General features: G+C 61.6%; 11 protein-coding genes and 1 pseudogene. 9 read left to right on the forward strand and 3 right to left on the reverse strand.

Annotated elements, in window-relative coordinates; translation table 11 throughout:
• Positions 1-7: 7 nt before the first annotated feature.
• On the reverse strand, positions 8-2,320 hold the full coding sequence (locus A7X77_RS24240; RefSeq protein WP_064685389.1) for an NADP-dependent malic enzyme: 2,313 nt from the start codon (positions 2,318-2,320) through the stop codon (positions 8-10).
• Between the two features lie 65 nt (positions 2,321-2,385).
• Here A7X77_RS24240 and A7X77_RS24245 point away from each other — a divergent pair, with 65 nt between their 5' ends.
• Together A7X77_RS24245 and A7X77_RS24250 are read left to right on the forward strand one after the other, a co-directional pair.
• Positions 2,386-2,925, forward strand: coding sequence for a GNAT family N-acetyltransferase (locus tag A7X77_RS24245; protein WP_245293788.1), 540 nt, complete (start codon positions 2,386-2,388; stop codon positions 2,923-2,925).
• Between the two features lie 220 nt (positions 2,926-3,145).
• A complete protein-coding gene (locus tag A7X77_RS24250; protein ID WP_064685488.1) occupies positions 3,146-4,585 on the forward strand; it encodes an FAD-binding oxidoreductase in 1,440 nt (479 codons plus the stop codon).
• A gap of 37 nt (positions 4,586-4,622) precedes the next feature.
• Here A7X77_RS24250 and A7X77_RS24255 read toward each other — a convergent pair whose 3' ends face one another.
• Positions 4,623-5,372 carry a histidine phosphatase family protein gene (locus tag A7X77_RS24255; protein ID WP_064685391.1) on the reverse strand — a complete coding sequence of 250 codons (750 nt, stop codon included), beginning with the start codon at positions 5,370-5,372 and terminating at the stop codon, positions 4,623-4,625.
• A 197-nt stretch (positions 5,373-5,569) separates the two neighbouring features.
• Between A7X77_RS24255 and A7X77_RS24260 the strand changes: the two genes are divergently transcribed.
• Both A7X77_RS24260 and A7X77_RS24265 read left to right on the forward strand, forming a co-directional pair.
• Positions 5,570-6,379 (forward strand): UDP-2,3-diacylglucosamine diphosphatase, encoded by an 810-nt coding sequence (locus tag A7X77_RS24260; RefSeq protein WP_064685392.1) that lies wholly within the window; start codon positions 5,570-5,572, stop codon positions 6,377-6,379.
• Between the two features lie 176 nt (positions 6,380-6,555).
• Positions 6,556-7,776 carry an MFS transporter gene (locus A7X77_RS24265; protein ID WP_064685393.1) on the forward strand — a complete coding sequence of 407 codons (1,221 nt, stop codon included), beginning with the start codon at positions 6,556-6,558 and terminating at the stop codon, positions 7,774-7,776.
• Here A7X77_RS24265 and dgcA read toward each other — a convergent pair.
• Positions 7,728-8,711, reverse strand: a complete 984-nt coding sequence (dgcA, locus tag A7X77_RS24270; protein WP_064685394.1) for an N-acetyl-D-Glu racemase DgcA — start codon at positions 8,709-8,711, stop codon at positions 7,728-7,730. The genes A7X77_RS24265 and dgcA overlap by 49 nt on opposite strands.
• A 98-nt stretch (positions 8,712-8,809) precedes the next feature.
• Between dgcA and A7X77_RS24275 the strand changes: the two genes are divergently transcribed.
• The 5 genes and pseudogenes from A7X77_RS24275 to A7X77_RS24295 form a co-directional block, all read left to right on the forward strand.
• On the forward strand, positions 8,810-9,979 hold the full coding sequence (locus A7X77_RS24275; RefSeq protein WP_197486886.1) for an ABC transporter permease: 1,170 nt from the start codon (positions 8,810-8,812) through the stop codon (positions 9,977-9,979).
• Position 9,980: 1 nt separating this feature from the next.
• The gene (locus A7X77_RS24280) at positions 9,981-10,820 is read left to right on the forward strand and encodes an ABC transporter ATP-binding protein (protein WP_064685396.1); all 840 of its coding nucleotides are present in this window, start codon (positions 9,981-9,983) and stop codon (positions 10,818-10,820) included.
• A gap of 9 nt (positions 10,821-10,829) precedes the next feature.
• Positions 10,830-12,200 (forward strand): MCE family protein, encoded by a 1,371-nt coding sequence (locus tag A7X77_RS24285; protein WP_064685397.1) that lies wholly within the window; start codon positions 10,830-10,832, stop codon positions 12,198-12,200.
• Between the two features lie 25 nt (positions 12,201-12,225).
• Positions 12,226-12,837 (forward strand): ABC-type transport auxiliary lipoprotein family protein, encoded by a 612-nt coding sequence (locus A7X77_RS24290; RefSeq protein WP_064685398.1) that lies wholly within the window; start codon positions 12,226-12,228, stop codon positions 12,835-12,837.
• A 35-nt stretch (positions 12,838-12,872) separates the two neighbouring features.
• Positions 12,873-13,631: pseudogene (locus A7X77_RS24295) on the forward strand (GGDEF domain-containing protein); the annotation flags it as partial.
• Between the last annotated feature and the right edge of the window lie 5 nt (positions 13,632-13,636).

Here is a 13,636-nt window from a genome sequence, read left to right on the forward strand (position 1 = left end):
AGCCGGCTTATGCCGGCTGCGATGCCTCGACGACGGCCAATGCCGCCATGTTGACGACGCCACGCGAGGTGACCGAGGGCGCGAGGATATGGGCGGGCATGGCGGCGCCGAGCAGGATCGGGCCGACATGCAGTCCATCCGTCATCGATTTGACCACGCCGAGGGTGATGTTGGCGGCATCGAGGTTAGGGAAGACCAGCAGGTTCGCTTCGTCGTGCAGCGTCGTGTGCGGCATGACGCGCTTGCGCAGGGCTTCGGTGATGGCGCTTTCACCGTGCATTTCGCCGTCGACCTCGAGATCGGGGGCGGCGTCGCGGACGAGCTGCAGGGCGTTGCGCATCTTGGTGGCGCTTTCGGATTCGCGCGAGCCGAAGTTGGAATGCGAGACGAGGGCAGCGCGCGGCGTGATGCCGAAACGGCGAATTTCCTCGGCCGCCAGCACCGTCGCCTCGGCGATCTCTTCGGCGCTCGGATTGAAGGTGACGTAGGTGTCGGTGAAGAAGGTGGCGCCGCGCTGCGAGATCATCAGGCTGAGCGCGGAGAAATCACGCACGTCCTTGCGCTTGCCGATGATCTGGCGCACATCGCGCAGATGCTTTTCATAGCGGCCCTCGAGGCCGCAGATCAGCGCATCGGCTTCGCCGCGCCTCAGCGCCAGCGCGCCGATGACTGTCGTGTTCGTGCGCACGATGGTGCGGGCGGCTTCCGGAATGACGCCGCGGCGGCCGACGAGCGAGAAGTAGAGATCGACATATTCGCGGAAGCGCGGGTCGTCTTCCGGATTGATGACCTCGAAATCCTGCAGCGGCCGGATGCGTAGGCCGTAGCGCTTGAGCCGCGTTTCGATGACCTGCGGACGGCCGATCAGGATGGGTTTGGCAAGGCCTTCCTCGAGCAGCACCTGGGCGGCGCGCAGCACACGCTCGTCTTCACCTTCGGAGAAGATGACGCGCTTGCGTTCGGCAGCCTTGGCCGCGGTGAAGATCGGCTTCATGACGAAGCCGGAGCGGAAGACGAAGCGGTTCAGCTGATCGAAATAGGCGTCGAAATCCTGGATCGGGCGGCGTGCCACGCCGCTCTGTTCGGCGGCTTTGGCGACGGCCGGCGCGATGCGCAGGATGAGGCGCGGATCGAAGGGCGAGGGGATGAGGTAATCAGGGCCGAAGACCGGGGTTTCGCCGGAATAGGCGCGGGCGGCGACGTCGGACGGCTCTTCGCGGGCGAGTGCTGCGATGGCGCGCACGGCCGCCATCTTCATTTCCTCGTTGATCGTCTCGGCGCCGCAATCGAGCGCGCCGCGGAAGATATAGGGGAAGCAGAGGACGTTGTTGACCTGATTGGCGAAATCCGAGCGGCCGGTGCAGATCATTGCATCCGGACGGGCGGCACGGGCGAGGTCCGGCATGATCTCCGGCGTCGGATTGGCGAGCGCCATGATCAGCGGCTTGTCGGCCATCTGTGCCAGCAGTTCCGGCTTCAGCACGCCGGCGGCCGACAGCCCGAGAAACACATCGGCGCCGCCGATGTTTTCAGCCAGTGTACGCGTGTCGCTCTTCTGGGCGTAGACGGCCTTCCACTCATCCATCAACTCGGTGCGGCCCTCATAGACGAGGCCTTCGAGGTCATGGACCCAGATGTTTTCGCGCTTGGCGCCGAGGGTCACCAGCAGGTTCAAGCAGGCAAGAGCGGCGGCACCCGCGCCGGATGCGACGATCTTGACGTTCTCGATTGCCTTGCCGGCCAGTTCGAGCCCGTTCAGGATCGCGGCCGCGACGATGATTGCCGTGCCGTGCTGGTCGTCGTGAAAGACCGGGATCTTCATCTTCTCGCGCAGGCGCCGCTCGACCTCGAAGCATTCAGGCGCCTTGATGTCTTCGAGATTGATGCCGCCGAAGGTCGGCTCCAGCGAGCTGACGGTCGAGACCATCTGCTCGACGCTTGCCGCGTCGATCTCGATGTCGAAGACGTCGATGCCAGCGAATTTCTTGAAGAGCACGGCCTTGCCCTCCATGACCGGCTTCGAAGCGAGCGGGCCGATATTACCGAGGCCAAGCACGGCGGTGCCGTTGGAGATGACGGCGACGAGATTGGCGCGCGACGTATATTCGGCCGCCATCTCAGGATTGTCGCGGATGGCAAGGCAAGGGGCGGCAACGCCCGGCGAATAGGCGAGCGCCAGATCGCGCTGGTTGCCGAGCGGCTTGGTCGCCTGGATCTCCAGCTTGCCGGGGCGGGGGTAGCGGTGGAAGAAGAGCGCCTGCTCGTCGAGATCGCCACTCGTCAGGTTCTTGTCCGTCTTGGATTTATCCGGGTGATCCATTGCCGCCTCCGTGCACGTCTTTTTCTGGAGTTCCCTCCATACATCAATCGGATACGGGCGACAGTATGGAAATGGGGGATGGGAGAAGTTTTCGTCGACCGAGCGAGGGGCGGCATGGGCTCGCTTGCAGGCTAGACACTGCACAGCCCTTGCCTCATCCTGCAGAGATGCTGCCCGTTTTCGAAATTCTCGCCACCGAGCCTACTTACGAAGAGCAAAACAAGGTCCTCGCATTGCTGTTGGCCTTTAATGCTCGTCATACCGCGCAGGTGATCGACCGGCCCCACCTCGGCATCGTCCTCAAAGATCCAAACACGTCGGAAATCATCGGGGGTCTCTATGCGGTGGATGAATACAATTGGCTTTTCATCAAATATTTAATTGTTCCCTCGGCGCTCAGAGGCAAAGGTTTCGGCACGAAACTGATGAATGTGGCGGAGCGCATAGCGCGTGAGCGTTCTTATGTCGGCATCTTTCTCGATACGTTCGATTTTCAGGCCAAACTCTTTTATCTGAAACTTGGTTTCGAGCAGTTTGGTGAACTTGAAGGTGACGAGCAAACGCCTCGCAGGTTTTTCTTGAAGAAAGTGTTTTCCAGCGAGTGAGGACACGCGAACCCCACATGGGCGAACGGTGAGTGGCCGCCACACAAAGATTGACCCTTCGTTAGCGCTTGGATCTATTCGATTGTAAACTCAATGAGAGTCGTTTCTTTCTTCTTGTGCCAGTCTAGAGCTAATCCTTTTGGAAAACTTGTTTGACGGCTGCAGCAAGCGCAAAATGCCGGCCGCGACGGTGCGGGGCGCCGGTCGCAGGGAGGAAATCATGGACAATTTGAACCTCACGACCCTGCAAAAGGGGCAGACGATGATCAATGACGTGGCCATGGATGCTTTTGCCGCTGGATTTCGCGGCAATCTTCTGACCAGCAAGGATACGGATTACAACGAGGCTCGGGCGATCTGGAATGCGATGATTGACCGCCGGCCAGGCCTCATCGTGCGTTGCGCCGGTGCCGCCGATGTCGTGCGTGCGGTGCGGTTTGCCCGCGACAACAGTCTGCTCCTGTCGGTGCGCGGCGGCGGGCACGGCATAGCCGGCAACGCCATGTGCGAAGGAGGTATCGTCATCGATCTGTCGCCGATGAAGTCGGTGCGGGTCGATCCCGAGACGCGCCGCGCCAGGATTGAGCCGGGAGCAACGCTTGGCGACATCGATAAGGAAACGCTGGCCTTCGGCCTGGTGCTGCCGACCGGCATCAATTCGACGACCGGCATCGCCGGCCTGACGCTCGGCGGCGGTTTCGGCTGGCTCACGCGTAAATTCGGACTGACGACCGACAATCTGGTTTCGGTCGACGTGGTGACCGCCGATGGTGAGCTGGTGAGGGCGAGCGAGACGGAAAGACCGGATCTGTTCTGGGCGCTGCGTGGCGGCGGCGGCAATTTCGGCGTCGTCACCTCATTCGAGTTCCAGCTCAACCCGCTTCATTCCGAAGTACTCGCCGGACTGGTCGTGCATCCTTTCGCCGATGCGGAGAAGGTGCTGCAGGAATATCGGCAGGCGCTGGACGAGGCACCTGATGAACTGACCTGCTGGGTGGTGATGCGCCAGGCGCCGCCGCTGCCGTTCCTTCCGGCCGAATGGCACGGCAAGGAGATCGTGGTGCTCGCCATGTGCTATTGCGGAGATATTGCGGCGGGGGAAAAGGCGACGGCCAGATTGCGGGCGATCGGAAAACCGATTGTCGATGTCGTCGGTCCGGTGCCGTTCACCGGCTGGCAGCAGGCATTCGATCCGCTTCTGACACCTGGCGCGCGTAATTACTGGAAGACCCAGGATTTCGCCTCCCTCTCGGATGCGGCGATCGACGTGCTGCTTAACGCTGTGCGCAAGCTGCCGGGGCCGGAATGCGAAATATTCATCGGCCATGTCGGCGGTGCCGCCGGGCGTATTCCCACCGAAGCCACCGCCTTTCCGCAGCGCAGCTCTCATTTTGTCATGAACGTGCATGCGCGCTGGCGGGAAGCGGGGATGGATGCAAGCTGCATCGGCTGGGCGCGCGAACTCTTCGAGGCAACCAAGCCGCATGCGGTCGGCACCGCCTATATCAACTTCATGCCGGAGGATGAGACGGATCGGGTTGAGATGGCTTATGGCGCCAATTATGGGCGCCTGGCTGAGATCAAGCTGCGCTATGATCCGAACAATCTGTTCCGCATGAACCAGAACGTGAAGCCGGTGGCGGCTGTCCGGGCTGCCTGATCGATACAGAGTCGGCGCCTGTCACAACTGAGCAGATCTACTCGCCGGGCTTCGGCGTGATCGTCACGTCGGCGCCATAGGCATCGCGCAACTGGCCCTCTTGGCACGCTTCTCGGTCGGCGGCTTGGTGCAGTAAAATGGACTCGTAGCCTTGGGCGCGCGTGCCCTCGATCAGGGTGATATCGGCATTCCCGGGATTGTCGGAGCGCTCGAACCACTCGACGGGGCGGTGCAGGAAGTTCATTTCCACCGCCCGGTTGGTGACACCGTGGCTGACGATGACTACGTTATGATCGTCATTTTCGGCGTCTCGCATGACCGTCTGGAGAAACAGCCGCACCCGCTGGGCTACATCCGCACGGCTCTCGCCATCCGGCGGCCGTGCGTAGAATTTGCCGCTATTGCTGCGCAACCTCGCCCATTTTTCGAATTCCTCGGGAAACTTCTGTTTCCGTTCGGAGTGGTCGTAGATTTCGATGAAGAGACCGAAATCCTGCTCGCGCAGCAGATAATCCTCCCTGACATCGCCGACGACGCTTGCCGGCAGGGCTTCGAGCACGGCGTCCTTGCTCTGCCGCGTCCTCAGAAAGGGCGAGTACCAGATGTGCAGCTTGCCAAGACCGGGACTCGGCGCCGCCTGCAGATAGGCGGCGATCACACCACCGGCCTCCAGCGCCTGCCGGTAGCCCCATTGCGTCAGCGGCACGTTGTGATCGCCGAATTGGCGGTAGGCCCGTTCGTCGATGTTGCCGAGGGATTCGCCGTGGCGAACGAGAAAGAGACGCATCAGCCATCCCGCAGTGTCGGATTTTGAATCGCAGTCATCATGGACGCGCACAACAGGCAGGGCAAGATTGTCGCTGCGACGTCCCGCCAGAACGGCTTTGCGGGGCTTTTCCCCAGTCTGTCATCTTCCTGAAACACGAGTCTGGTTTTGGAAAGGTTATATGAAAGATGGGGCATGAGCCGTAGCTCGTGATAGACATGATGGAACCCAGACATTTCCGCACGCTCTTCATTTCCGATGTCCATCTCGGCTCAAAGGCCGCGAAGGCCGACTTCCTGCTGGATTTCCTGCGCTACCACGAGGCGGATACGATCGTTCTTGTCGGCGACATCGTCGACGGCTGGCGGCTGAAGCGCAGCTGGTATTGGCCGCAGGTCTGCAACGACGTCGTCCAGAAGCTCCTGCGCAAGGCGCGCAAAGGTACGCGCGTCGTCTATATCCCCGGCAATCACGACGAGTTCCTGCGCGATTTTCCGGGCATGCATTTCGGCGGCATCGAGGTCGTCGAGCGGATGATGCATGACGGCGCCGACGGCAAGAAATACTTGATCCTGCATGGCGACGAATTCGATGTCGTCGTTCGCAATGCCCGCCTGCTCGCCTATCTCGGCGACTGGGCCTACGATACGGCGATCCGCATCAACATCCTGTTGGCGGCCGTGCGCCGCCGCCTCGGCATGCCCTATTGGTCTTTCTCGGCCTGGGCCAAGCTGCAGGTCAAGCATGCGGTTAATTTCATCGGCGAATTTGAGCGCGTCGTCGCCGAAGAGGCACGCAAGAGCGGTGCCGACGGGGTGATCTGCGGTCATATCCACCACGCGGTCATCCAGGACATGGACGGCATTCGCTACATTAATACCGGCGACTGGGTGGAAAGCTGCACGGCGGTCGCCGAGCACGAGGACGGCACCTTCGAAATGATCACCTGGCGGACGCTCGCCAGCACCGTGCCGGCGCTGACAGCGGTCGAGCGCGAAGGCGCGGAACTGGCGCCTCAGGCCGCCTGATTTTGCCTGTTAGATCCAGCGTTGGCGCGTCTGCGTCCGCGCGACAGAAATTTAGCCGTTTCCGTCAGGCGACAGGCCCAATTTATTTTTTAAAACGTTTCAGGAGGCTATTTCTCGCAATAGTCGCCTTCCGGGTGGCGTGTTAGGACAACGTCCAGTTTCCTTCAGGTCCACCCATGATTCCCGCTCAACATTCCCCGACGGGTGAGGGAGCGCCGCCGCGCTTCCGACTGCTCAGCGCGCTTTCCTATTGTGCGCCGTTGCTGGTCAACGGCATCGTTCTGCCGTTCTTCCCCGTCTGGCTCGCGACCCACAGCTTCAGCGACCATGAGATCGGCATCATCCTTGCCATACCGATGGTGGTCCGCGTGCTGGTGGCGCCCATCGTTGCCATGATCGCCGACCGCTTGAAGGAACGCGCCGACGTTCTGCTCTGGTCGGGCGGCCTGTCACTGCTGACAGCGATCGCGCTCTACTGGACGACAAGTTTCTGGCCGGTGACGATCGTCTATACGCTGCAGGGTGCCACCTTCGCGCCCTATCTGCCGGTCGTCGAATCGATCGTCATCTCCGGGGTGCGCCGCTGGGGGCTCGACTACGGGTCGATGCGGGTCTGGGGGTCGATCGCCTTCATCGTGTCGACGCTCGTCGGCGGTCAGTTAATCAGCCGGTCGGGCGGTGAGATGGTGCTGCCGGTGATGGTGTTCGGCTTTGCCATGACCGTCGTCATGGCGATCTTCTGTCCGCGCATCGGGCCGACGCGGCGGCGCGGCCAGCCGATCAACATACCCGCCGCCACTGGCAGCGGCCTGCGCGAGCCGCATCTGCTGCTGCTTCTGATCGGCGTCGCCATCCAGCAGTCAAGCCATGCCGTGCTCAACGCTTTCTCGTCGATCTACTGGCATCAGCTGGGCTTCTCCGGCGCTGAAGTCGGCCTGCTCTGGAGCGCCGGTGTCGCTTCGGAGGTGACGGTATTCTTCCTGTCGAAGCGTCTCAACCGTCGTTTCAATGCCTGGACGCTGATCCGATTCGGCTGCGCCGTCAGCGTCTGCCGCTGGATCCTGTTTCCCATGAGCACGGGCCTTGCCGGTTTTTTCCTGTTGCAATGCTTCCACGGCTTTACCTACGCCTTCGTGCATACCGGCGTGCAGCGGCGGATCGTGGCGACGGTGCAGGAGACGCAGGAATCCTCGGCTCAAGGCGCCTATTTCTTCTATGTCGGCATGGCGATGGCGCTGATGACCATCGCAGCAGGTTATCTCTTCGCCTTACTCGGCGTCGTCAGCTTTTACGTCATGGCGCTGGTCGCGCTCTGTGGCCTCGGCCTCGTTATCTCGGCCTATTACCTTCAGCCCCAGAGGCTGCTTTCGGGCGGAAAAACCAGGGAAGCGGCGTAACGCAGGCCGGGCTCGCGGTCGTGGGCGAGCAGCAACGGGCCGTCGAGATCGACGAACTCGGCATTCTGGGCGAGCAGCACCGCCGGCGCCATGGCAAGCGAGGTGCCGACCATGCAGCCGATCATGATGGCGAAGCCGATCCGCTCGGCCTCCGTCTTCATCGCCAGGGCTTCGGTGAGGCCGCCTGACTTGTCGAGCTTGATGTTGATCGCGTCATAGCGGTCGGCAAGGCTTGCGAGGTCGCCGGTATGGTGGACGCTCTCGTCGGCGCAGACGAGGAGTGGGCGGCGGATCTCGGCAAGCAAGGCGTCGCGGCCGGCCGGCAGCGGCTGCTCGACGAGCGCCACACCCGCCTCCGCGGCGATGTTGAGGTGACGCTCCAGCGCCGCTTCCGGCCAGCCTTCATTGGCATCGAGGATGATTGCTGCCTTCGGCGCGGCCGCGCGGACGGCGCGGATGCGGCTTTCATCGTCGCCGGTGCCGACCTTGACCTTCAGCAGGGCGCGGCCGGCATGTTCGCGCGCCTGGGCCGCCATCACCTCCGGTTCGCCGAGCGAAATGGTATAGGCTGTCGTCAGCGGTTTCGGATCGGCAATGCCCAGTCGACACGCGACGCTTTGGCCCGTCTGTTTCGCTTCCAGATCCCAGAGGGCGCAATCGACGGCGTTGCGGGCAGCGCCGGGCGGCATCGCTGACAACAGGTCGCGCCGCGAGATGCCTGCCTCGATAAGCGGACGCGCGGCTTCGATCTGCGCAAGAACGCTCTGCATCGTCTCGCCGTAGCGGCGATAGGGCACGCATTCGCCATGCCCCTCAGCCCCTTCGTCCGTCAACGTGCAGGTGATGACCTCGGCCTGCGTCTTTGCGCCGCGCGCGATTGTGAAGGTTCCTGCAATCGGAAAGGAATTCATCTGGATATCAAGGATGCGCGGCATTATTGCTGTCCTGCGAGCATGGAAATTGCACGTCGCTTCTGTATATTGACGCGCCGGGCGACGAACCGCTTCGCGAGTCGGCACTGTGGCTGTAAGCATTGAAAGACACAAGTATCTTGAACGCCGAGAATCGCAACGCTGCCTCGCTTGCCGTGGACGACCAGTCCGATGGTTCGGGACAGCATGTGCGTCTTAGCGGCAACTGGCGCAGTGCCTATGTGCATCTTGTGCTGCGCGATTTCGAAAAGCTCCTGCTCCAGAAGTCCGGCAACCTGACGGTCGATCTGTCTGAGATCACCGATATCGATACGGCGGGCATCTGGCTGCTGTGCCGGCTGAAAAAGGAAGCGGAGGCGGCCGGGCGGACGGTCCGCTTCGAAGGCACCAATCCGCATATCGACGAAATGCTGGCGATGTTCTCCGAGGAGCCGGCCAAACCGGAGCCGGAGCCGAAGGAGAAGGTTTCCATCGCCGCGCGCATCCTCGCGCCGATCGGCAAAATGACCTATGACGTCTGGGACAATCTCGCCGCCGCCATGTACATCCTCGGCTCGGCGGTGCGCGGCGCGCAAATGAAGTTCGGCCGCGGCAGCGGTGTTTCGCCGGCTTCGATCGTCAATCAGATCGACCATATGGGCGTTCGCGCCGTTCCGATCATCCTGCTGATGTCATTCCTGATTGGGGCGATCATCGCCCAGCAGGGCGCCTTCCAGCTGCGCTACTTCGGCGCGGAAGTCTTCGTCGTCGATCTCGTCGGCATCCTGCAATTGCGCGAAATCGGCGTGCTGCTGACCTCGATCATGATCGCCGGCCGTTCCGGCAGCGCGATCACTGCCGAAATCGGCTCGATGAAGATGCGCGAGGAGATCGACGCACTGAAGGTGATGGGCCTGAACCCGATCGGCGTATTGATCTTCCCGCGGCTGGTGGCTCTGACCATCGCGCTGCCGCTGCTGACGGTCTTGGCGAACTTCGCCTCGCTTGCTGGCGCGGCGGCCGTCGCCTGGGGCTATTCCGGCATCACCTTCGCCAACTTCCTGGCGCGCCTGCACGAGGCGGTGACGCTTTCGACCGTGCTGTCGGGCATGATCAAGGCGCCGTTCATGGCGCTCGTCATCGGTATCGTCGCCGCCGTCGAAGGATTAAAAGTCGGCGGGAGCGCCGAATCGCTCGGCCAGCATGTGACGGCCTCGGTGGTGAAGGCGATTTTCGTCGTCATCCTGATGGACGGGCTTTTTGCGATGTTCTATGCAGCGATCAACTTCTAGCATGGCGGACCGCGTGAACGAGCAAGCGATCGAAAGCGAACGACAGGGCAGGGATGTCGTGCTCTCGGCGCGCAACGTCACCGTCGGGTTTGGCTCGAAGGTGGTGCTCGACAATCTGAACCTCGATATCTATCGCGGCGAAATCCTTGGCTTCGTCGGCGCGTCGGGCACCGGCAAATCGGTGCTGATGCGGACGGTGCTGAGGCTACTGCCGCGCCGCTCGGGCACGATCAAGATCCTCGGTCAGGACTTCGACGAACTCGACGAGCCGCAGCGCAACGCGCTCGACATGCGGCTCGGCGTGCTGTTCCAGCAAGGCGCATTGTTCTCGTCGCTGACGGTCAAGGAAAACATTCAGGTGCCGATGCGCGAATATCTCGATCTGCCGCGCTCACTGATGGACGAACTGGCGCATCTGAAGATCCGCATGGTGGGACTGGCGGCCGATGCCGCCGACAAATATCCGTCCGAGCTTTCAGGCGGCATGATCAAGCGCGCCGCCCTCGCCCGCGCCCTGGCGCTCGATCCGGATCTCGTCTTCCTGGACGAACCGACCTCAGGGCTCGATCCGATCGGGGCGGCCGAGTTCGACGAACTGATCGCCAATTTGCGGGATAGCCTGGGACTGACCGTGTATATGGTAACACATGATCTCGACAGCCTGTTTTCCGTCTGTGACCGTATTGCCGTGCTCGGAAAGAAGCGGGTAATGGTGGAAGGTACGATCGACGACATGCTGGCCTATGACGATCCGTGGGTACAGGCCTATTTTAGAGGTAAGCGGGCGCGGTCGATCGTGCCGCAGGACGAAGGCGCAGGCCACGGCGGCAGCGGGAAGTGACCGGATAAGATGGAAACCAAAGCCAATTATACAATTGTCGGTTTTTTCACGGTGCTGGTGATCGCGGCGGCCTTCGGCTTCGTCTACTGGATGGCCGAATATGGCCGCGGCGGCCCGATGACCGAACTGATCGTGCGAATTCCCGGTTCGGCGAACGGCCTCAGCGTCGGCTCGCCGGTGCGCTTCAACGGCATCCAGATTGGCTCGGTGCAGACATTGTCGATCGATGCCGACGATCCGCAATATTCGCTGGCTTTCACCCAGGTGCGCACCGATGCGCCGATCTATCCTTCGACCAAGGCCGCCCTCGAAATCCAGGGCCTCACCGGGGCCGCCTATATCGAACTGTCGGGCGGCCGCAAGGGTGAGGAGAGCATCCTCAAACATGCGATCGAGAATAACAAACGCGCCGTCATCGTCGCCGATCAGTCGAGCGTCACCAATCTTCTTGCCACTGCCGACAAGATCCTCGACCGTGCCAACAACGCCGTCGGCGAACTTCAGGGTTTCATCGAGGATTCGCGCGCGCCGCTGACCGAGACCTTCAAGAATGCCGAGACCTTTTCGGATGCGCTTGCCAAGAATTCCGACAATATCGACGCCTTCCTGCAAAGCGTCGGCGAACTCTCCGATACGGTGAAGGCGGTTTCGGGCCGGGTGGATTCGACTCTTCAAGCTGTGGAATCGCTGGTCAAGGCGGTGGACGCCCAGAAGATCGACCGTATCGTCTCGAATGCCGAAAGGATCACCGCCAACGTCGCCGATGCCTCGGGCGATCTCAGGGGCGCGATCCAGAAGTTCGATGAGACGGCCACCACGTTCAACGATTTCGGCAAGCAGGCGCAGGACACACTCGACCGCGTCGATATACTCGTCGCCCAGATCGATCCGGCCAAGCTCAAAGGGTCGGTCGACGATATCTCGCAGGCGACCAAGGATGCCCGCGCTGCCGTCGCCTCGATCCGCGATGTCGCCAACACGGTTTCGGGACGCCAGAAGGATATCGACCAGACGATCCAGGACGTATCGCAGCTGGCCAACAAGCTGAACTCAGCCTCCACCCGCATCGACGGCATTCTCATCAAGGTCGATGCGCTGCTCGGTACCGACAATACGCAATCGATGTTCGCACAAGCGCGCGAAACACTGGAATCCTTCAAGAAGGTCGCCGACAATCTGAATTCGCGAATCGGGCCGATCGCCGACAATTTGCAGAAATTCTCGAGCGGCGGCTTGCGCGACGTGCAGACTCTCGTCAACGACATGCGCGGGACAGTGAACAATCTGAACGAGACGATCACCAACTTCGACCGCAACCCACAACGCCTGATCTTCGGTGGGGACACGGTCAAGCAGTATGACGGCCGGACGCGGCGCTAACAGGGGAAGTCAGGGGTAGCCTAATATGGTCGCATCGCATCTGTTGTCGCGCCGTTCATGGATCAGGGGAACGGTGATCGCGCTGCCGCTGACGGCACTGATTCTTTCCGGGTGCGGCACCGCGGCCAAGAACGATACCTATGACCTATCGGCTGCCGTCGACGGCGACGGACCTGCGGCCAAATCCCGCCAGATCCTGATTGCCAGCCCAACGGCGCTGAGGTCGCTCGACAGCGAGCAGATCGTCATCCGCGTCTCGCCTTCGGAGATCCAATATCTTTCGCGGGCGCAGTGGGGCGACAAGCTGCCGCGCATCGTGCAGTCGAAACTGGTCGAGGCCTTCGAAAATTCGGGCAAGCTCGGCGGCGTCGGCTTGCCGGGGCAGGGGCTGGCGATCGACTACCAGGTCGTCACCGACATCCGCTCCTTCGAGATCGATGCGTCGAGCGGCAACCAGGCGGTGGTCGAAATCTCCGTCAAGCTCCTCAACGACCGCAACGGTTCGGTGCGCGCCCAAAAGGTGTTCCGCGCCACAGCGCCGGCCGGGGGGGACAATGTTGGCTTCGTTAAGGCTCTCGACCGCGCTTTTTCCACGGCCGCTTCCGAAATTGTCAGCTGGACGCTGCGCTTAGTCTGAGATGGCGTTTGGCGGCCGCTGCTTCGACATCAATGGCGATGGACCGCATTGATCTCATGCAGTCGGCAGCAACCGATAGCCTTACCGAGGCGATGACCCGCCGCGCCTTCGAGCAGGAGGCCGATCAGCTTATCTCGCTCGCCCTACGGCACCAGCATGACCTGTCGTGCATCGTCTTCGATATCGACCATTTCAAGCAGGTGAACGACAGGCATGGACATGCCGCGGGAGACGCTGTCCTCAAGGGGGTCGCGTCCGTCTGCAAGGCGACCATTCGCGCCGGTGATTTGTTCGGACGGATCGGCGGGGAGGAATTCGCCGTTGTCCTGCCGCATGCCGACCGGGAGGGTGCAGTCGCCGTCGCCGAAAAGATCAGAGCCGCCATCGCCTCGCAGCCAGTTCGCAGCGATCATGGTGTCCTGCACGTCACGGCGAGTCTGGGCAGCTCGGCGCGCTCTATCATCAGCAAGGACATCGAGACCTTGCTGGCGCAGGCGGATGCCGCCATGTATCAGGCTAAACACGACGGCCGGAATCGCTGCGTATCTTGGAGTTCCATTCATGGCGATCACGCGATCGGTGCTCGGCGGCGGGTGCTGAAGGCCGGCTCCATCCTCTTCAATGATCGGCGTTCGACCATCGACTGCACAGTCAATTCCATCGGCGGCATTTCGGTCTCCAATACGACAGGCATTCCTTCGGAATTCGTCCTTGCCATCAAAGGAGAAGGCTTCGAAACGAATTGCAGGGTGATTGCGCAAGACCGGCAACACCTCGAAGTGGCGTTCAAATAGATTAC

The organism is Rhizobium bangladeshense, from assembly GCF_001662075.1.
GTDB lineage: Bacteria > Pseudomonadota > Alphaproteobacteria > Rhizobiales > Rhizobiaceae > Rhizobium > Rhizobium bangladeshense_B.